General features: G+C 70.5%; 17 protein-coding genes. 11 read left to right on the forward strand and 6 right to left on the reverse strand.

What is annotated here, in order from left to right; translation table 11 throughout:
• The first annotated feature begins 142 nt into the window (after positions 1 to 142).
• The 3 genes from ACGH52_RS01395 to ACGH52_RS01405 all read left to right on the forward strand — a co-directional run bounded on the left by ACGH52_RS01395 (position 143) and on the right by ACGH52_RS01405 (position 3,473).
• Positions 143 to 1,873 (forward strand): L-aspartate oxidase, encoded by a 1,731-nt coding sequence (locus ACGH52_RS01395; RefSeq protein WP_399936933.1) that lies wholly within the window; start codon positions 143 to 145, stop codon positions 1,871 to 1,873.
• A gap of 146 nt (positions 1,874 to 2,019) precedes the next feature.
• The gene (locus tag ACGH52_RS01400; protein ID WP_399936935.1) at positions 2,020 to 2,766 is read left to right on the forward strand and encodes an SDR family oxidoreductase; all 747 of its coding nucleotides are present in this window, start codon (positions 2,020 to 2,022) and stop codon (positions 2,764 to 2,766) included.
• Between the two features lie 110 nt (positions 2,767 to 2,876).
• Positions 2,877 to 3,473, forward strand: a complete 597-nt coding sequence (locus ACGH52_RS01405; RefSeq protein ID WP_361462689.1) for a YceI family protein — start codon at positions 2,877 to 2,879, stop codon at positions 3,471 to 3,473.
• A gap of 99 nt (positions 3,474 to 3,572) precedes the next feature.
• On the opposite strand, the gene ACGH52_RS01410 is transcribed toward ACGH52_RS01405, so the two are convergent.
• Complete coding sequence (locus ACGH52_RS01410; RefSeq protein WP_059296931.1) at positions 3,573 to 3,839, reverse strand: WhiB family transcriptional regulator; 267 nt, start codon at positions 3,837 to 3,839, stop codon at positions 3,573 to 3,575.
• 380 nt (positions 3,840 to 4,219) lie between these two features.
• On the opposite strand from ACGH52_RS01410, the gene ACGH52_RS01415 reads away from it, so the two are divergent.
• On the forward strand, positions 4,220 to 5,146 hold the full coding sequence (locus tag ACGH52_RS01415) for an RNA polymerase sigma-70 factor (RefSeq protein WP_399936937.1): 927 nt from the start codon (positions 4,220 to 4,222) through the stop codon (positions 5,144 to 5,146).
• 42 nt (positions 5,147 to 5,188) lie between these two features.
• Here ACGH52_RS01415 and ACGH52_RS01420 read toward each other — a convergent pair whose 3' ends face one another.
• Positions 5,189 to 6,073 (reverse strand): RNA polymerase subunit sigma, encoded by an 885-nt coding sequence (locus ACGH52_RS01420; protein WP_399936939.1) that lies wholly within the window; start codon positions 6,071 to 6,073, stop codon positions 5,189 to 5,191.
• 475 nt (positions 6,074 to 6,548) lie between these two features.
• Here ACGH52_RS01420 and ACGH52_RS01425 point away from each other — a divergent pair, with 475 nt between their 5' ends.
• Both ACGH52_RS01425 and ACGH52_RS01430 read left to right on the forward strand, forming a co-directional pair.
• Complete coding sequence (locus tag ACGH52_RS01425; protein WP_399936941.1) at positions 6,549 to 6,800, forward strand: hypothetical protein; 252 nt, start codon at positions 6,549 to 6,551, stop codon at positions 6,798 to 6,800.
• A gap of 192 nt (positions 6,801 to 6,992) precedes the next feature.
• Positions 6,993 to 7,541 carry a hypothetical protein gene (locus ACGH52_RS01430; protein WP_399936943.1) on the forward strand — a complete coding sequence of 183 codons (549 nt, stop codon included), beginning with the start codon at positions 6,993 to 6,995 and terminating at the stop codon, positions 7,539 to 7,541.
• A 34-nt stretch (positions 7,542 to 7,575) separates the two neighbouring features.
• Here the strand turns inward: ACGH52_RS01430 and ACGH52_RS01435 are convergent, their stop codons facing one another.
• On the reverse strand, positions 7,576 to 8,931 hold the full coding sequence (locus ACGH52_RS01435) for an NAD(P)/FAD-dependent oxidoreductase (protein ID WP_399936945.1): 1,356 nt from the start codon (positions 8,929 to 8,931) through the stop codon (positions 7,576 to 7,578).
• 96 nt (positions 8,932 to 9,027) lie between these two features.
• The gene (locus tag ACGH52_RS01440; RefSeq protein WP_059296937.1) at positions 9,028 to 9,810 is read right to left on the reverse strand and encodes an alpha/beta fold hydrolase; all 783 of its coding nucleotides are present in this window, start codon (positions 9,808 to 9,810) and stop codon (positions 9,028 to 9,030) included.
• A gap of 171 nt (positions 9,811 to 9,981) precedes the next feature.
• On the opposite strand from ACGH52_RS01440, the gene ACGH52_RS01445 reads away from it, so the two are divergent.
• From ACGH52_RS01445 to ACGH52_RS01455, 3 genes are all read left to right on the forward strand, one after another.
• Entirely contained in the window at positions 9,982 to 10,884 is a 903-nt protein-coding gene (locus tag ACGH52_RS01445; RefSeq protein WP_399936947.1) for an RNA polymerase subunit sigma, read from the forward strand.
• A gap of 185 nt (positions 10,885 to 11,069) precedes the next feature.
• Positions 11,070 to 11,561 (forward strand): hypothetical protein, encoded by a 492-nt coding sequence (locus ACGH52_RS01450; protein WP_399936949.1) that lies wholly within the window; start codon positions 11,070 to 11,072, stop codon positions 11,559 to 11,561.
• Positions 11,562 to 11,960: 399 nt separating this feature from the next.
• On the forward strand, positions 11,961 to 12,446 hold the full coding sequence (locus tag ACGH52_RS01455) for a MarR family winged helix-turn-helix transcriptional regulator (protein WP_399936951.1): 486 nt from the start codon (positions 11,961 to 11,963) through the stop codon (positions 12,444 to 12,446).
• Positions 12,447 to 12,473: 27 nt separating this feature from the next.
• On the opposite strand, the gene ACGH52_RS01460 is transcribed toward ACGH52_RS01455, so the two are convergent.
• Positions 12,474 to 12,818: a hypothetical protein gene (locus tag ACGH52_RS01460; protein ID WP_399936953.1), complete on the reverse strand. Its 345-nt coding sequence runs from the start codon at positions 12,816 to 12,818 to the stop codon at positions 12,474 to 12,476.
• 236 nt (positions 12,819 to 13,054) lie between these two features.
• On the opposite strand from ACGH52_RS01460, the gene ACGH52_RS01465 reads away from it, so the two are divergent.
• Positions 13,055 to 14,011: an alpha/beta fold hydrolase gene (locus tag ACGH52_RS01465; RefSeq protein WP_399936955.1), complete on the forward strand. Its 957-nt coding sequence runs from the start codon at positions 13,055 to 13,057 to the stop codon at positions 14,009 to 14,011.
• A gap of 165 nt (positions 14,012 to 14,176) precedes the next feature.
• The gene (locus ACGH52_RS01470; protein WP_399936957.1) at positions 14,177 to 15,388 is read left to right on the forward strand and encodes a globin domain-containing protein; all 1,212 of its coding nucleotides are present in this window, start codon (positions 14,177 to 14,179) and stop codon (positions 15,386 to 15,388) included.
• A gap of 111 nt (positions 15,389 to 15,499) precedes the next feature.
• On the opposite strand, the gene ACGH52_RS01475 is transcribed toward ACGH52_RS01470, so the two are convergent.
• Entirely contained in the window at positions 15,500 to 18,310 is a 2,811-nt protein-coding gene (locus ACGH52_RS01475) for an AAA family ATPase (protein WP_399936959.1), read from the reverse strand.

The raw sequence follows: 18,310 nt of genomic DNA on the forward strand, positions 1-18,310 counted from the left end.
CCGGCGCCTTGTCGCACGGTCGTCAGGTTCGTCCAGATGACCGGGGACCCCGGCACGTTGTGACACGCGCGCGCCGCCGATGTCACAAACCACCGCCCGACGTGGTCCTAGTCAGTGACCACCCAGAGCGACGGGAGCAAGCGTGCCTCTCACCGAACAACGTCTTTCCACCACGGTGCTGGTGATCGGTACCGGCGGTTCCGGCCTGCGGGCGGCGATCGAGCTGGCCGAGGCCGGCGTCGACGTCATCGCCGTCGGCAAGCGTCCCAAGGAGGACACCCACACGTCCCTGGCGGCCGGCGGCATCAACGCGGCCCTGGCCACGATGGACCCCGAGGACTCCTGGCAGCAGCACGCCGCGGACACCCTCAAGGAGAGCTACCTGCTCGGCGACCCCCGTACGGCGGAGATCGTCACCCAGGGCGCGGCCCTGGGCATCGACGACCTGGAGCGGTACGGCATGGCCTTCGCCCGCGAAGGGGACGGCCGCATCTCGCAGCGCTTCTTCGGCGCCCACAAGTTCCGCCGTACCGCCTTCGCCGGCGACTACACCGGCCTGGAGATCCAGCGCACCCTGATCCGGCGCGCGGTTCAGTTGGACATCCCGGTACTCGACAGCGTCTACATCACGCGTCTCCTGGTGCACGACGGTGCCGTCTTCGGGGCCTACGGCTTCGACCTGACCAACGGCACCCGCCACCTCGTCCACGCGGACGCCGTGATCCTCGCGGCCGGTGGGCACACGCGCATCTGGCGCCGCACCTCGTCGCGCCGGGACGAGAACACCGGCGACTCCTTCCGCCTGGCCGTCGAAGCCGGGGCCCGCCTGCGCGACCCCGAGCTGGTGCAGTTCCACCCGTCCGGCATCATCGAACCGGAGAACGCCGCGGGCACCCTGGTCAGCGAGGCCGCCCGCGGTGAGGGCGGCATCCTGCGCAACGCCCTCGGCGAGCGGTACATGAACCGCTACGACCCCGAGCGCATGGAACTGTCCACGCGCGACCGCGTTGCACTCGCCTCGTACACCGAGATCAAGGAAGGCCGGGGCACCGCGAACGGCGGGGTCTGGCTCGACGTCTCCCACCTGCCCCGCCAGACGATCATGAACCGGCTGCCCCGGGTCTACCAGACGCTCCTCGATCTGCAGATGCTCGACATCACCCGTGAACCCATCGAGGTGGCCCCGACGGCCCACTACTCGATGGGCGGCGTCTGGGTCCGTCCCGAGGACCACAGCACCGACGTCCGCGGTCTGTACGCCATCGGCGAGGCGGCCAGCGGTCTGCACGGCGCCAACCGCCTCGGCGGCAACAGCCTGATCGAACTCCTCGTCTACGGCCGTATCACCGGCCAGGCCGCGGCGGCCTACTCGGAGTCCCTCACCGCGCAGCCCCGGTCCGCGACCGCGGTGGCCGAGGCGCGCGCCGAGGTCGACGAGCTGCTGGCCGCGGACGGGCCCGAGAACGTCCGGGCGCTCCAGCGCGCGATCCGCAACACCATGACCGAGCACGCCGGTGTCGTCCGGGACGAACAGGGTCTGCGCACCGGCCTGGCGGAGCTGGACGCCGTCGAGAAGCGCATGCAGAACGTCGGCGTCCATCCCGACATCGCCGGTTTCCAGGACCTGGCCCACGCCTTCGACCTCAAGTCGGCCGCCCTGGCGGCCCGCGCCACCCTCGAAGCGGCACTGGAACGCCGGGAGACCCGTGGTTGTCACAACCGCAGCGACTTCCCGGACATGGACCCCGCCTTCCGCGTCAACCTGGTCTGGTCTCCGACGACCGGAATCACCCACGAGCACATTCCCGACGTCCCGGACGAGATCGCGTCCCTCATGGCGGACGTGTCCACCGACGGAAAGCTCGTCGAGTAACAGGCGTCCGATCACCGGAAAAGCAAGAACACCTGAACTCCAGAAACGCCAGAACACCGATATGGCAGTCCGCCTTGTCACAGAGCGAGTGAGCATTCGGTCTTGTCTGGTACAGGCGACAACGCGCATCCCGAAAGGATATTCACATGAAGGTCGTAGTCATCGGCGGTACCGGACTGATCGGTTCCAAGCTGGTCGCCAAGCTCAACGAGCACGGTCACGAGGCGGTGCCGGCCGCTCCCAACACCGGTGTCAACACGCTCACGGGCGAGGGCCTGGCCGAGGTCCTGACCGGCGCCTCCGTCGTGATCGACGTCTCCAACTCGCCCTCCTTCGAGGACGACGCCGTCATGGAGTTCTTCCGCACCTCCACCACCAACCTCCTCAAGGCAGAGGCGAACGCCGGTGTGACCCACCACGTGGCACTGTCCGTGGTCGGCACGGAGCGGCTCCAGGACAGCGGCTACTTCCGCGCCAAGCAGGCGCAGGAGGGTCTGATCAAGGACTCGGGCATCCCGTACTCGATCGTGCACGCCACGCAGTTCTTCGAGTTCATGAAGGGCATCGCCGAGGCGGCGACCGACGGTGACACCGTCCGGCTGGCCCCGGTCAAGATCCGGCCCATCTTCTCCGACGACGTGGCCGCCGCCGTCGGCCGTACCGCGGTCGGCACCCCCGTGGGCGGGGTGGTGGAGGTCGCCGGCCCCGAGGAGTTCCAGCTCGACGAGCTGATCCGCAAGGGGCTGGCCGCCAAGAAGGACCCGCGCCAGGTCGTGGCCGACGTGCACGCCCCGTACTTCGGCGCGGAGCTGAAGGAGACCACGCTGCTCCCCGGTCCGGACGCGCACATCGCCGAGACCCGGTTCGCCGACTGGCTCGCGCAGCAGCACTGAGTCGTCGGGGGGCGGGTCCCGTGCGAGGGGTCCGCACCCACCACAGGGGGCCTGTCGTCCGCACCGCGGCGCGGCAGGCCCCTCTCGTCACAGAAAGCCAACTCACCATCATGATCCAGCGCGACAACGCCACTTCCCCGGCCCTCGGTGCGCACCCGGCCGTGACCGGTGCCTACACCATCGACCCGGTCCACAGCACGATCGGCTTCTCCGTCCGGCACGCCATGATCACCAATGTGCGCGGCCGCTTCGACCGCTTCGAAGGCCTTCTCGTGCTCGACGGCTCCGCCCCGTCCCGTTCGAAGGCGTACGTGAGTGTCCAGACCGACAGCATGGACACGGGTGCGGCGGACCGCGACGCCCACCTCGCGGGGCCCGACTTCTTCGACTCCGCGACGTTTCCTCTGATGACCTTCCACTCCACCGGGATCGTCCCGCTCGGCGACGACGAGTTCCGCCTCACGGGCAGCCTGCGCATCAAGGACATCGAACTGCCCCTGGACATCGACGTCGTGTTCGGAGGGGCCGGTGACGACGCCTTCGGCAACCACCGAGTCGGCTTCGCGGGCTCCGCCACCCTGCGGCGTTCGGACTGGGGGCTGGCGTGGAACACACCGCTCGACACGGGAGGTGTGCTCATCAGCGACAAGGTGACGCTGACCCTGGACATCTCGGCCATACGGACAGAACAGGAAGCGGCGGCCTGACGGGGCACCGATGCGGGTGGGCGGTGGTGGTCCCGGCTGTAGACCGTCCCCGCCCACCCGCATCGGTGTCCGGCCGACACCCGCGCGTCGTCCGGCCGCTCAGGCGGCGCTCTCCGTCGCGCGCGACGCGCGCACCGCGCGCCGCCGCAGGGCGCGGCGCTCCCCTTCCGTGGTGCCTCCCCAGATCCCCTCGACCGGCCCGACGCCGACGGCCCACGCCAGGCACTCCCGGGTGACGGGGCAATGACGGCAGACTGCTTTCGCCTCGTCCGTCTGTATAGCCGCCGGCCCACTGTTGAGAGCGCCGATCGGGAAGAAGAGATCGGGGTCCTCGGTCAGGCAGAGGCCCCTTACACGCCAGTCCATGAATTGTCTCCTGTATGAGCAACGGATACCGGTTCGGTGGGTGGCTCGTCGAACAAAGGTAGTGCGGGAATAATTCGGATTGCGCAGCGTCGCTTTCACTGGAAGACCGGGCGGTCGGTGCGAATGTGACATCCCACCGTGGCGCGTGTCCGCGCGACGGGACCGTCTCCGGACACGCCGTGCACCGGTCCGCAGGATCCGCGGAAAAAGCCGCGCAAAAGTGAAACGAAACGTCGGTGCCGCCGGTCGTTCGGAGCGAAGGTGAGCACCGCGCCCTGCCGATCCCTCAGTACGCCGGGCCAGCGCTCCGGCTGTCAGGACGAAGAGTCGTCCGACCGCCTCCGCACACACCGGCAACAGAGAAACGGAGACCCGGGATCATGCATCCAGAGGCGACCCCCGTGGCAGGCGACCTGAGCGAGGCCGTTTCCGTCTTCGTCGAACTCCGGCCCCGCCTCTTCGGCATCGCCTACCGCGTGCTGGGCAGTGCGGTGGAGGCCGAGGACGTCGTCCAGGAAGTGTGGCTGCGCTGGCAGCGCACCGACCGCACCCTCGTGATCAGCCCCGTGGCGTTCCTGTCGAGCACCACCACCCGGCTGGCCATCAACGTGGCCCAGTCCGCCCGCGTCCGCCGCGAGACCTACATCGGTCCGTGGCTGCCGGAGCCCGTCGACACCAGCAACGACCCGGAGGTCGGTGCCGAGCGGGCGGAGGCACTGGAACTCGCCCTGCTCCTGGTGCTGCAGCGGCTCTCCCCGACCGAGCGCGCCGCCTACGTCCTGAGGGAGGCCTTCGACTACGCCTACCCCGACATCGCGCGCATCCTGGGTCTCAACCCCGTCAACGTCCGCAAGATCGTGAGCCGGGCCCGCAAACACCTCACCGAAGACCAGCGGGACAGCGTCGACGCCGCCGAGCACCGGACGCTGCTCCAGACGTTCGTCGCCGCCGCCCGGCAGGGTGACGTCGCCGGCCTGGAGGCACTGCTCACCCCGAACGCGGTCAGCCTGTCCGACGGCAACGGAATCCGGGGAGCGGCGCGGGTGCCCGTCCTGGGCCGTGCCCGCGTGGCGAACCTGTCCACCGCGCACCCGCGGTTCTGGCCCGCGGTCGAGGCCGAACCGGTCGAGGCCAACGGACGTGGCGGCATCCTGATCCACAGGGACGGCCGGCCCGCCACTTTCATGACGGTCGCGGCCACGTCCCGTGGCATCCACCAGGTGATGTGGGTCTTCAACCCGGCCAAGATCGCCGCTTTCCTGCACTCCCGCACCCGTCACCGCTCCGCGCCCGCCCTCTGCGTCTGAGCGGGCCACTGACGCGGTGGGCCAGGCGCGGGACGGGGCAGGTCAGGCGCGGGGGCGGTTCCAGGAGCGCAACTTGTCGGGATTGAGGACGGCCCATACCTGTACGACGCGTGTGCCGGCCAGGTCGAGGCCTAGCACGGCGGCGACCTGACCGTCGTAGCGTGCGACGAGACCCGTGCGCCCGTTGACGGGACGGGTGTGCACAGTGGTACGCGGGTGCCGGGCCAGCAGGGTCAGGAGGCTTCGGGCGACCCGTGGGCCGCCGACGACGGGCCGTGTCAGTGTGCGGACCTTGCCTCCGCCGTCGTAGAACGCCACGGCGTCGGGGTCCAGCAAGGTGGCCAGACGGTCCGCGTCCTCGTCGGCGCACGCCTGCCGTACGGCCTCGACCAGTTCGTCCTCGACGCGCGGTGGCGTGGGGCGTGCGGCCCTGGCCCGGAGGCTGTGCCGGGCTCTGTCCAACGGCTCGGTGTCCGCCGGCCCCGGCCGGTTCCGGCCTGCCGGTCCGGCGGTGCTCACGGGTTCTGCGACCGCGCTGCCGAAGGCGTCGTTGAGTACGAGAGCCGCTCGCTCGGCAGGTGTGAGCGCGTCCACCGCGCCGGCCCACAGCGCGCCGAGAGCGTTCTCCAGAGCCGGATCGAATGCTCCACGGCTCTCCATGCCCGCGGGACCCTGCGAGCCCCCGCCACCATCGGACAGGGCCAGCCGTGCCAGGGAGATGCTGCCCACGACACGGGTCAGCCAGGCCCGCGGGTGGCCTATGCGGTCCCGCTGGTGCTCGGAGAGGGCGTACCACTCCCGGTACGCCTCGTCAGTGACGTGCTCCGCGACGATGCCGCTGCCCAGCATCCAGTGCGCGACGTCCAGCAGGTGCCGCCGCTCGTCTAGCAGCTCCCCGATCGGCATGGTGTCAACCACTGGCTCCATACCGTCTCCTCCTTCTGAACGATCCGTCCTTGTGACGACTCGTCCTCCTGCATGCGGTTCCCGCATCGCGCATCGCCACGTTACCCGCGGCAGTGCAACGGCCGCATCCATGTCCGGGGGCTGCGCGGAAGTCTCCTTCCCACGCACACCACACACCTTCACACGGTCGCACTGTCCGATGTTGCGTCCGAGACGATGGAGCATGTTGTGTCAAACGGGCAAGCCCTGGGGCCCTCCTACCCGCGGCGGCCTCTCACACACCCGTTTCGCGGAAGGAGTCGGCATGCGCCGCATGTTGCGTGCCGCAGCCGCGGGCGCCGGCGTCGTCGGGCGCTCGCCGGCCGCCCCTGAGTCCGGCTGCACACCGCGGTGACGCGCGGGCCTCGCACAGGGCTGTCACAGCGCTCGTCACTGTCCGGTCAATGCGATGTCGACGGTTCACGAGCCGACGGCACGAGCTGAGGAAGGACGAGGGATGTCCCGAAGCACTGACCGGCAGACCGATCCCGCCGCCGCCACCGCCTCGCTGGCGGCGGAGGCCGCCCTGCTCGAAGGGCGGTTGAGCCTGCTCCGAGAGGCGATCGACTCGGTGGACGCACGCATCGACGCGGTCTCCGAGACCCTGCGGCGACTGCAGCGCCCGGTGACCGGGCCCGCCGACGGCGAGACGACCGAAAACCGGGAGAGCGGTACAGTGTCCGACCGCCCGAAGCGGGGCCGGACCTGACACGGCGGACGGGCGGGTCCGGTGGCGCGTAGCGACGGACATCGTGGTCGTCGTGCCGCCGGCCCCCGCACTCGCCGCCCGACGTGGGCCGTTTCCCGGCAATGCGGGTATCCTGCCCCCGGTGCCGGGCCGAGTGACGGAGCCCGCATCGGGCGGCCCCGCCGGAACAAGGGGTGAGAACGAGAGGAACGCATGGTCTCCGTGACCCCCAAGGCTCGCAACATCGAGATCACCGCCGAGGGCCTCCAGGAGGACCTGGCGCGGCTGGAGATCCAGAAGCAGGCACTGGAGCGGGAACTGGCTGCGGTCACCGCTCACCTCGGCTCCGTGCAACGGGCTCTCAGTGCCCTGCAGGCCCTCATGCCGGAGTCCGTTCCCTCGGCCCCGGCGGCCCGTCCGGCGGACGTGGTCGCGGAGGTGCCGACGACGCTGGCTCCCGCACCGGTGCCGTCCGCGGACGAGGCGGAGGACGGTGCGGGTGACGCGGACCGTGCGGAGGACGGCTCCGGCCCTGGTGACGCCGACGGCTCGAAGTCGTACGGCAAGCTGACCGAACAGATCCTTGCCTACTTCGCGGACGCCGGAGACACCGACGTCCGCGCCAGGGACGTGGCGTCCGCACTGGGCCGTGACACCGACAGCGGCAGCATCAACGCGGTCCGGAGCACGCTCGACCGTCTGGTCGGCCAGTCCCGTGTCCGCCGGGTGGGCCGCGGTCTGTACCGCGCCGCCAAGCGCTGAGCCGTCCTACCGTGTCCCCGGGGTCCGCGGGGACTCATCCCGCGACGGCGTCCGCGTCGGCGGACTTCTCGCTCCGCCGTGGGTCACCGCTGGAGACGAAGGCCTCCCTCGGGCGCTGGACCGATGCCAGGGAGATGACGTCGCGGCCGAAGAAGACGGCGGTCACCCAGACGGCGAACACCCGTGCCTTGCGCTCCCAGCTCGGTACGGCCAGCACGTGGTAGCCGCGGTGCATCAGCCAGGCCGGGAACCCCTTGATGACCAGACGCCGGTACTGGAAGATGCCACGGCCCAGCCCGAGGGTGGCCACCACGCCGAGACTGTGGTGCACATAGTCCTTGGTGGGCCGACCGCGCAGTGACGCCAGGATGTTCTTCGCCAGCCGCTTGCCCTGACGGACGGCGTGCTGGGCGTTGGGCACCGTGCGGGCGTCCGGTCGGCCGGCGGCGAGATCGGGCACGGAGGCGTCGTCCCCTGCCGCCCACACGTCCGCCACGACCTCGCTCTCCGTCCCCACCCGGAGATCCGCGCGCACCGTCAGCAGACCTCGCGCGTCGATGGGGAGGTCGGTGTGGTTGTGCACGATCGGGTTGGCGGCGTTGCCCGCCGTCCACACGAGCAGCTCCGAGTCGTACTCCGATCCGTCCGACAGCACCACGCGACCGTCCTTCGCGGAGACGAGCTGAGTGTTCAGATGCACCCGCGCACCCCGCTTCTCCAGCGAGCGCACCACCCACTCCCCCGGCCCGTCGGTGACCTCGGGCAGGATGCGCCCCCGCGCCTCGACCAGGTGGAAGGCGAGTTCGTCCGCCCCGATCTCGGGATAGTGCTTGAGCAACGCGGATGCCAGGCCCAGCAGTTCGCCGAAACCCTCGACTCCGGAAAAGCCACCACCGACGACGGTGGCGGTGAGCAGTCGACGGCGTTCGGGCCCGTGGGGCAGGGTCGCCGCGCGGTCGAAGGAGGTGAGCAGCCGGTCGCGGATCGCCACGGCCTCCTCGACGTGTTTGAGCCCGTACGCCTGGTCGCTCAGTCCCGGGATCGGGAAGGTGCGTGTGACGGCTCCCGCGGTCATCACCAGGATGTCGTAGTGGAGGTCGAACTCCGGCCCGGACTGCGGCCGGACCGTCACCGTGTGCGCGCTGTTGCGGACCTCGGTGACCGAACCCGCGATCAGGCGGGTGCGGTGCAGGTGCCGCCGGAGCGAGACCGCGGCATGACGGGCCTCCACCGACCCGGCGACCACCTCGGGCAGGAACGGCTGGTACGTCATGTAGGGGCGCGGGTCGACGACGGTGACCCGTGCCTCGTCCCGCCGCAACTTCTTCTCCAGGCCCCACGCGGTGTAGAAGCCCGCGTAACCGCCGCCCACGATCAGGATCTCACGCACGGTGTCCTCTGTTTCTCTTGGTTTCACACCTCAAGACCGGCCAGCACCGCCCCGTGTGACAGCACCGGGCCCGGTCCTGACGTCCCCGCCCACCCCTCAGGCGGCGGCGTGCCCGCTCCAGTGCTTCTCCAGGATCTCCGCGACCTCCGCCGGGCGCTGCAGCACCGTCCAGTGGTTGCAGTCCATCTCGACCACCTCACTGGAGTGCAGGGATTCACCCAGCCTGCGCCCGAACTCGATCTGGCAGGCGGGGTCACGCGCTCCCCAGAAGACGACGCCCGGCGCGGACACCGCGGACAGCCCCGGCTCCCACTCCGCTCCCATGGTGAGCGCCGACCTGTACAGCCTGAGCACGGCGTCCTTCATCGGCTCGTCCACGCGGCTCGCCATCTCCCTGGCCAGGTGAAGGGGTACGTCGAAACCCGCCGCCACCTCCTCCGCGAAGGGCTCGGCACGCAGTTCGGCCATGTATCGGTCGCCCTGGACCCGGTCCTGCCAGATCCTGGCCAGCGGATGCCACACGTACCCGGCGTTGACCGGCCCGTTGCCTCCGGCCCAGGTACGGACGAGGTCGGGGCGCAGGGAGGCGACGCGGAGGGTGAGGATGCAACCCCAGTCGTGCCCGACCAGGTCCACCGGCTCACCGACCCTCTCCAGTCGCCGCACCAGCCAGTCGACGTACTCCTCCTTGGTGGAACCGAAGCCGGCGGGACGCTCGGCGCCGAAGCCGGGCAGGTCCCAGGCTTCCACGTCGGATCGGGTCAGATGACGGCGCACACCGTCCCACACATGGTGGGTGTCGGGAACGCCGTGGATCAGGATCGCGGGCATGGTGAACCCTTTCGTCGGTGGGACGAGGTCGCGTGCGGTCGGCGACATCTCATGGTGTCACACGGTTGTAGTGTGCTTTCGTCTGCGCCTGCGCCTCCGTTTGCGCTCCTCTCTCGGTCTCCTGTCACATGATCCGCGCTTGTGCGGTCTGCTCTGCCGAGGGCACAGCCAGCCGACCGCGGTGGTGGCGTTGTGGTGCCGGCAGAGGAAGGACACCTCATGGGTGGGACCGGTGACACGACACCGCTCGCGGAGCTGCTGGACGAGCGACAGCATCTGATCGACGTCGCTCGCTGGATGCTGGGCGCCGGGCCGACGGCCGAGGAAGCCGTCACCGAGACCTACCGGCGGTGGTACGGCCTGACCGACGACGAGCGGTCGGGCATCAGCGATCCGCGTGTCTGGCTGACCAAGCGCACGGGCACCATCTGTCTGGCGCGCCTGTCCGCACCCGCACGCCAACTGCCGGGTGCGGGCGAGGCGGGCGGCGGCATCGGCATCGAGCCCGACCGGGCTCTGTCGGAGGAGGTCAGCGACGTCCTGCTCAACGCACTGGACGCCCTCTCCCCGTCCGAACGGGCGGTTTTCGTGCTCAACGACGTCTTCGCCATGCCCCCTCGGACGGTCGCCGACATCGTCGGGCGGACCCCGCACGAGTGCGCCGAGCTGGCTGAGAGCGCCCGCCGCAGCCTGCGTGCCGACCGCGCGCGTCCCACGCCGTCGGACCAGCACGACAGGATCGTCCGCGCCGTCCGGCAGGCCTGCGTACTCCACGACGGGCGGCATCTGGTGTCCCTGCTGTCCCGGCACGCCATCGCGTTCTTCGACGGCGGAGGCAAGATCCGTGCTCTGACCAGGCCGGTGCATGGCGACCAGCACGTCGCCCGGGCCCTCCTCACACTCCTCGCGCCCCGCCCCCGCACGGTCCTCCACCTCCAGGCGGCCAACGGTCGCACCGCGATCGTCGTGCGCCACCACGACCAGGTCGCCGCCGTCATCAGCTTCGACATCACCGACCAGCGCGTCACACACGTCTGGGCCGTCCTGAACCCCGACAAGCTGCGCGGGTGGAACCGCCCCCACCCACCCGCCGACGGACACGGAGCGGTGCGGCACGTGTGAGGAGGCTGCCGAAAGCTGCCACCGGCCGGGGACCCGGTGCCCAGGGTGCGCTCACCCGTTGCGCTTTTCACGTGTCAGTGGCAACAATTGTCAGGCGGGCCTCCATCACATCACCACCACATCTTCATCACGGTGACAATGGGACCCATCCGATGACGACGTTCCAGCACTCCTTGAAGGAAAACATGGTTCCGGCATCTCGCTCGACACGCGACCTCGAAGTCACGGCTGAGAGCCTCCAGGCCGATCTCAGCCGTCTGGAGCTGCAGAGGCGGGCGCTGGAGAGGGAGCTGGCTGCCGTCGTCGCTCATCTCGGCACCGTTCAACGAGCACTGGGGGCTCTGGAAGTCGTCATGGCGTCCCCCGCGGCGGCACCGGCCTCCGAGGCCGCGCCCGAGATCGCCGACGGCGCCGCTCGGCGCCGTGTCACAGGTCCGGCGCAGGCCGCGACCCGGTCGAGAGCCGGCCGGGAGCGCACGTACGGCAGGCTGACCGAACAGATCCTGGAGTACTTCGCACAGGTCGGTGACGCCGACGTACGCGCTCGGGACGTGGCGGTGGCCTTGGGCCGGGCCACCGACAGTGGCAGCATCAACGCCGTCCGCAGCACGCTCGACCGGCTCGTCGGCACCTCGCGTGTCCGGCGCAGCGGACGAGGTCTCTACCGCGCCGGATGATCCCGGGCAGTACCCTCCGGTCCACGAAAGTGGCCCCGGACGCCGACTCGCGGGGGATCGGTGGGCGCCCGGGGCACAGTACCCCCGCCAGGCTCTAGGTGGCAGGGGAGCGTTTCCGGCGCCGTGTGTGGGGTGTCCAACCCAACGCCGTGAACACTGTGAAGAGTCTACCGCACTTTCACACGCTCCTAAGACACCGTCGTAGCCGTTCTCCGCCCTCCTTCATAACGGTGTGAGCGCGAGTGGCTCACCGGTTGGACGAAAAGCCGCTTCCGGCGTTCCATACTGGTAGTCGTGAACGACCCGTGCGTGTCTCCGAACCCCTCCCGCCCAGCGGAGGAGCCCGCGCCGCGGTCCGCGGTCGAACCGTCCCCGGATCGTGGGGACAGTGTGGATGCCATGCTGCGCCAGTGGGAGGAACGCCGACCGGGCCTGGACGTCTCTTCCAGCGAGGTACTCGCGCGACTACTGCGCGCGGCCCGCCTGGCCGAGGAACTGTTCGAGGAGCGGCTGCGCCGTCAGCCCGGCAGGACCATCACCAACGTGGGGGACTTCGACCTGCTGCAGACCCTGCGCCGGGCAGCTCCGGGGAACGCCCTGACGCCGGGGCAACTGATGCGGCACCTCGTGGTCTCCTCCGCCGGTCTCAGCGGCCGCCTCAACCGGCTGGAACGTGACGGCTGGATCGTCCGGACCGCGTCGCCCGACGATCGACGTCGCTCGCTGGTCAGCCTGACGGTGCAGGGGCGGGAGGAGTTCGACCGTCGGCTGGAGGGCCACCTGGCTGTGGAGCGTGAGCTGCTGTCCGTGCTCGATGCGCGGGAGCGGGACATCGTCGTCGGTGCGTTGCGCAAACTGCTGCTCCTCCTCGAGGCGTCGGAGTGAGCGGGCGGATACCTCGGGCCGAGCCGCTCAGCGGGCCGCCACCAGGACGAGGGCGACGATCAGCACGATCACGGTCGCCGCGAGCACGGCCAGCGCCACCCAGGACATCCGGCGCAGCCGGGCGTAGCGTCTGGTGTGCCGCGCTTCCACCATCGTGATCTGATCGGTGAGGTGACGGGCGATGGCGCGAGAGACCCTGATCTGCTCCTCGACGTACCACCACTCCAGGTCGGTCTTCTGTCCTTCGCTGAGTCCGGGAACGTGTGCGGCGAACTCCGCCGCGCGGCGGTGAGCGGCCCGGCGGTGGGAGTCCCAGTACAGGTAGTCCTGAATGACCGTCAGGCCGCGCTCGGCCTCGTCCTTCGCATCCATGGTGTGCTCCAGCCATAGGTGTGCCGCCTCATGCCCACGACATCGCGGCCACCGCCTCGCGAGACGCCACCGTGGCGGCGTCCGGGCGTGCGGCAGATCGTGTCACACCATCGTATCTCTCGCTCGCGAGAGAGGGACGGCGAGGCAGCACTCGGACTTGCGTGATGCATAACAGTGTCATCACTCATTGTGTTCCTCCTTGTGAGGTTTCCGCCCCTCACGGATCATGGGACGACGTGAAGCACACGCATCGGCCGGGGATTCTCCCCCGCACACCCGAAGATCCCTCCGCCCCCCTGTCTCCCGGCACGCACACGATCACCGTTCCGCACGGTCCCGCCCGCGTCGCACTGCGCTACCATGTCGCCGGCTCGGGCCCCGTATGTCTCGCTCATTCGGGCGGACCGGGCATCGGCTGGGAGTACCTGCGCATGCCCGGTCTCGAGGACTCCCTGACGATGGTCTACGTCGAACCGGTCGGCACGGGCGACTCCGGGCGGCTCCCGGATCCGCGCGACTACACCGTGGCCACGTACACGCACTTCCTGCACGCCGTGGTCCAACACCTGAACGTGCCACGGTTCGCCCTGCTCGGTCACTCCCACGGTGGTTTCGTGGCCCAGCGGTACGCCCTCGACCATCCCGCGCAGGTCACTGCCCTCGTTCTCTACGACACCTCACCGGTCGCGGACGAGGAGTTCTGGTCGGCGGCAGTCACCGCCATGGAACGGTTCGTGAAGGACCACGTCGAGGACCATCCGGAGGTCGCGGACTACGCCGCCACCCTCACCACGCGTCTCGGCCTGCTGGACGACGACGACGCCACCGCCGTCCTGCGCACATTGATGCCGGCCTATCTCCACGACTACTGGGGCAGAGAAGTGGAGTTCGCGCCCGCTCGTCGGACGCTTCGCATGTACGCGGCACCCTCCCTGGGGGAGGAATCTCCCTTCGACCTCCGGGACGAACTCCCCCTCCTCACCCCACCGGCCCTGGTCCTGGCGGGCCGTCACGACTTCATCTGCGGGCCACGATGGGCCGCCCTGCTGCACGAGGGTCTGGACAAGGCCGAGTTGACGGTCCTGGAGGAGGCCGGGCACCTCGCGCACCTCGAACAGCCCGCACGGTTCGGCGCCTCCGTCCTCGCGTTCCTCCAGGCCCAGGGAGTCGTCCGCGGACCTCGGAACTCATAGCTCCGGCGCCCGGTCTCCGGCTTTCCCGTCGTCCGTCAGCGGCCAGTTCCTGACATGGCGTCACACATCCGGCCGCTGTCCGGTCTCTCACTGAGAAGACGGACCGCACATGTGATCCGTGGCACGTCGGATAACAAGCATCTGAGATCCCAGTTTGGAGTAGGCATGCTCTCCAGTCAGTCGGCCCTGATCGTCCGCGACACACTCCCCGCGGTCGGAGCCTCTCTCGGTACCATCACCGACCTGTTCTACCGCCGCATGTTCGAGGAGCGTCCCGAGCTCCTGCGCGACCTGTTCAACCGCGCGAACCAGGCCAGCGGCGTCCAGCGCGAGGCACTGGCCGGTGCCGTCGCCGCCTTCGCGACCGCACTCGTGAAACACCCGGACGAGCGCCCCGACGCCGTACTCGGCCGCATCGCGAACAAGCACGCGTCACTGGGTATCACGTCCGACCAGTACACCCTCGTCGGCCGCCACCTCCTCGCGGCCGTCGCGGAGGTCCTCGGCGACGCCGTGACCCCGGCGGTGGCTGCCGCCTGGGACGAGGTGTACTGGCTCATGGCGAACGCCCTCATCGCCATGGAGGCACGTCTGTACGCCCGGGCCGACGTCGAGGACGGCTCCGTCTGGCAGAACATGGAGATCGTCGAACGCCACGAGGAGACCCCTGACACGGCCTCCTTCGTCGTGCGCCCCGCCGACGGCTCCCCCACCCGCCCCTTCGTCCCCGGCCAGTACGTCAGTGTGCGGGCCGAACTGCCGGACGGAGCACACCAGATACGGCAGTACAGCCTCTCCAGCGCCCCCGGCGGCGGGACCTGGCGCTTCACCGTGAAGCGCGAGCGCTCACTGGACGGGCAGGTGCCGGACGGGGAGGTCTCCACGTGGCTGCACACCCACGCCCGCCCGGGTGACGTCCTGCGGGTGTCCCTGCCCTTCGGTGACCTCCTGCTGCCCGAGGGCGACGGTCCGCTCCTGCTGGCCTCCGCGGGCATCGGTGTCACCCCCATGCTCGCCATGCTGGAGCATCTGGCCACTGCGGCGCCCGACCGTCAGGTGACCGTCGTCCACGCCGACCGCTCCCCCGCTCACCACGCGCACCGGCTCGAACTCGCCGCGCTCGTCGAGCGGCTGCCCCGTGCCTCACTGCACCTGTGGTACGAGGACACCGCGAACCACCCGGACGCGTCGGCGGACCACGTCAACGAGGGCTGGGCGGATCTCACCGTCCTGTCCCCGGTCCCCGGCACCACCGCGTTCCTGTGCGGGCCGCTGTCCTTCATGAAAGCCGTCCGCGCCGACCTGCTCGCCCATGGGCTGAGCCCCAAGGCCATCCACTACGAGGTTTTCGGCCCCGACCTGTGGCTCAGCAAGTAGCAGCGCCGGCCGCCGGACAGTGAACGGGCGGGCGACGGTCCGCGGCGCACGACGCCGGCCGTCGCCCGCGTGCGGAAGCGGGAGAGGAGCCCGGCGCGTGGGCCCGGGCGTTCATGTGCTCGACGCGGTCGCGGTGAGTCCGGAGAGGGCGGGCTTCAGCTCGGTGCGCCGCTTGATACCGAGCTTCACAAAGACCTTGCGCAGGTGGTACTCGACGGTGTGCGCGCTGATGAACAGACGGGCGCCGATCTCCCGGTTCGTCAGCCCCTCGCGGGCCAGGCGCGCCACGTTCAGTTCCTGCTCGGTGAGCCGCGCCGCCGACTCTCGGGTGCGGACCCGCAAGGTCTCGCCGCTCGCGCGCAGTTCGTCCGCGGCGCGCTTGGCGAATCCGTTCACTCCGCAGGCTGTCAGCACCCGGTGCGCGGTGCGGAGCTGTTCCCGCGCCTCGGCGGACCGCCCCTGGCGGTTGAGTGCCTCACCGTACAGCAGGCGGCAACGCCCCACCCAGATCGGGATCCGCTCGTGCTCGAAGCGCTTGATCGCGTCCAGGAAGAGCTTCTCGGCCTCGTCGTCCGCACGCAGTTGCGCCTCGGCCATCGCCAGCACGGCCAGCGCGTAGCTGGTGCCCACCGGACGCGTGACGCCGGCCAACTGCTCGAGTGCCTGCTCGGCGAGCGCGCGCTCACCGGTGTGCGCGGCCGCTTCCACCAGTTCGAGCAGCGTGCGCATCGCGAGGTTCAGTTCGCGCGTGTACGGCAGCTCGCGCCGACCACTGGCCACCGCCTCGGCGAAGCGGCCCAGGCCGTTGTAGAGGACAGCCTCGGAGAAATTGGCCGCGCTCAGCGCGTGTCCCTCGCCGCGGGCCAGCCCGTCGGCCCTGACCCGCTCGGCCAGGCGCTCCGCCTCGTCGGCATGGCCCCGGTAGGCGGTGAGGAGGAGCCGTCCGTACGGCGGCAGCGGGTTGCCGGTGACCTCCTTGATGGCGTCGATCTCGTCGCACGAGGCCTCCGCGGCGTCCAGGTCGCCGTCGATCGTCTGCACCAGCACCAGCAGGCTCAGGGCGATCGGCAGTACGGTGACGACACCTTCGGCACGCGCGAGCTCGACCTGCCGGTCGGCGAGCGCGCGCAGCCCGGCGGGGTCCCACAGGTCCTGGGCGGCGCGAGAGGCGAACCACATCCAGTGCAGTTCCAGGAAGTCCGGCCCCTGCTCGAGAAACGCACGCTGCGCCCGTCGCAGGGTAGGGAGCGCCGCCGTCTGCCCTTCGGTGGCCAGCAGCGCCTGCCCGCGCAGGATCAGGTCCCGTGCCCGGTCGGTCCCCTCGGCGGCGGGCGTGGCGCCGAGGATCGCGTGCGCGACAGCGGTCACCTGCTCGGTGTCACCGAGCCTGCCGCCGTAGGTCGCCGCCGCGAGCGCTTCGATGTAGGTGTCGCGGGCGAGGACCGGGTCGAGCCCTTCGAGTCCCCGTGCCGCGTCGAGCAGGTGCTGCGCCCCGCTGCGGTCACGTCGTAGCGCGTATCCGGCCCGCGCGCGCAGCCGCACGACGAGCGCCTCCTGGAGCGCGGTGAGGGGAAGGGCGAGGGCGGTCCCGAGCAGGTGCAGGGCCTCGTCCGACGCGCCCGCGTCGTGCTTGGCCTCGGCGGCCGCGATGAGCCGCTGCCCGCGGCGGAACGGCGAGGGTGTGAGCTCCGCCGCCCGCTCCAGAAACGCGCCGGCGGCCGCCGCGCCGCCGCGGGTCCGGGCACGCACGGCGGACTTCTCCAGATCGGCGGCGACCTCCTCGTCCGGTTGCAGGGTCGCGCTGGCCCGGTGCCAGGCCCGGCGGTCCGGGTCGTGCTCGGCGCTGGTGACGTCCGCCAGAGCCGCGTGGACGCGACGCCGGTCCCCCGGTGACGCCGCCCGGTACACGGCCGACCGCACCAGCGGATGGCGGAAGCCGACACGGGTGCCGACGACGAACGCCTCGGCGTCCTTGGCCGCGTCGAAGGCTTCCGGCCCCAGTCCCAGTACCGCGCTCGCACGCCACAGCAGCCCCGGGTCGCCGGTGGGCTCGGCGGCCGCCAGCAGCAGCAGAAGGCGCGCCGGTGCGGGCAGCGGGGCGAGCTGGACGACCAGGCTCTGCTCGATGCGGCTTTCCAGCGGCAGGGAACTTGTCAGGGTGAAGCCGCCGGCGATCTGGGCCGGACTCAGGGCCCGGGGCAGTTCGCGCAGGGCGAGGGGATTGCCGCGGGCCTCCGCGACCAACTGGTCGCGTACCCGCAGGTCGAGACCACCGGGTACGGCCAGGCGCAGCAGTGCGCACGCGTCCTCGTGACCGAGCCCTTCGACGACCCTGTGGGGCAGGCCCGCGAACACCGGGTCGGCCTGCCGCATGGCGAGCACCAGGGCGATGCCCTCCGCGTCCAGACGCCTGGCGGCGAAGGCGAGGGCACGCGCGGACGCCTGGTCGAGCCACTGTGCGTCGTCGACGACGCAGAGCAGTGCCCGCTCCTCGGCGGCCTCGGTGAGCAGCCCCAGCAGGGCCAGCCCCACGAGGAACGGGCTCGGCGCGGCGGCGCTGCGCAGCCCGAACGCCACCTCGATCGCCTCCTGCTGCGGGGCCGGCAGCCGGGCCGCGGAACCCATCATGTGCCCGCAGAGTTGATGAAGTCCCGCGTAGGCAAGTTCCATCTCCGACTGGGAGGCGACGATGCGCTCGGTACGGACGTGTGCCGCGGCCCGTGCCGTGAGGTGGTCCAGGAGTGCCGTCTTGCCGACACCGGCCTCCCCGGAGACGACCAGCGCTCCGCTGCGGCCGCCGCGGGCACGGCTCACCAGCGCTTCCAGTTCCGCCAACTCGCGGCGTCGCCCCCGCAACGGCGCGATGCCAGCCACCATGTCCGCCTTCGCCGGGAAGTACCGCTCCGCCATGCCCTCGCCCAC

Origin of the sequence: Streptomyces sp. BBFR25 (assembly GCF_044590125.1) — a bacterium.
In the GTDB taxonomy this organism is placed as follows: domain Bacteria; phylum Actinomycetota; class Actinomycetes; order Streptomycetales; family Streptomycetaceae; genus Streptomyces; species Streptomyces canus_D.

Coding starts and splice junctions, on each gene's coding strand:
- ACGH52_RS01450 (WP_399936949.1), top strand. CDS start 11,070: ATGGTTCCGGCATCTCGCTCGACACGCGACCTCGAAGTCACGGCTGAG.
- ACGH52_RS01415 (WP_399936937.1), top strand. CDS start 4,220: ATGCATCCAGAGGCGACCCCCGTGGCAGGCGACCTGAGCGAGGCCGTT.
- ACGH52_RS01410 (WP_059296931.1), bottom strand. CDS start 3,839: ATGGACTGGCGTGTAAGGGGCCTCTGCCTGACCGAGGACCCCGATCTC.
- ACGH52_RS01400 (WP_399936935.1), top strand. CDS start 2,020: ATGAAGGTCGTAGTCATCGGCGGTACCGGACTGATCGGTTCCAAGCTG.
- ACGH52_RS01405 (WP_361462689.1), top strand. CDS start 2,877: ATGATCCAGCGCGACAACGCCACTTCCCCGGCCCTCGGTGCGCACCCG.
- ACGH52_RS01445 (WP_399936947.1), top strand. CDS start 9,982: ATGGGTGGGACCGGTGACACGACACCGCTCGCGGAGCTGCTGGACGAG.
- ACGH52_RS01455 (WP_399936951.1), top strand. CDS start 11,961: ATGCTGCGCCAGTGGGAGGAACGCCGACCGGGCCTGGACGTCTCTTCC.
- ACGH52_RS01440 (WP_059296937.1), bottom strand. CDS start 9,810: ATGTCGCCGACCGCACGCGACCTCGTCCCACCGACGAAAGGGTTCACC.
- ACGH52_RS01470 (WP_399936957.1), top strand. CDS start 14,177: ATGCTCTCCAGTCAGTCGGCCCTGATCGTCCGCGACACACTCCCCGCG.
- ACGH52_RS01460 (WP_399936953.1), bottom strand. CDS start 12,818: ATGGATGCGAAGGACGAGGCCGAGCGCGGCCTGACGGTCATTCAGGAC.
- ACGH52_RS01430 (WP_399936943.1), top strand. CDS start 6,993: ATGGTCTCCGTGACCCCCAAGGCTCGCAACATCGAGATCACCGCCGAG.
- ACGH52_RS01425 (WP_399936941.1), top strand. CDS start 6,549: ATGTCCCGAAGCACTGACCGGCAGACCGATCCCGCCGCCGCCACCGCC.
- ACGH52_RS01420 (WP_399936939.1), bottom strand. CDS start 6,073: ATGGAGCCAGTGGTTGACACCATGCCGATCGGGGAGCTGCTAGACGAG.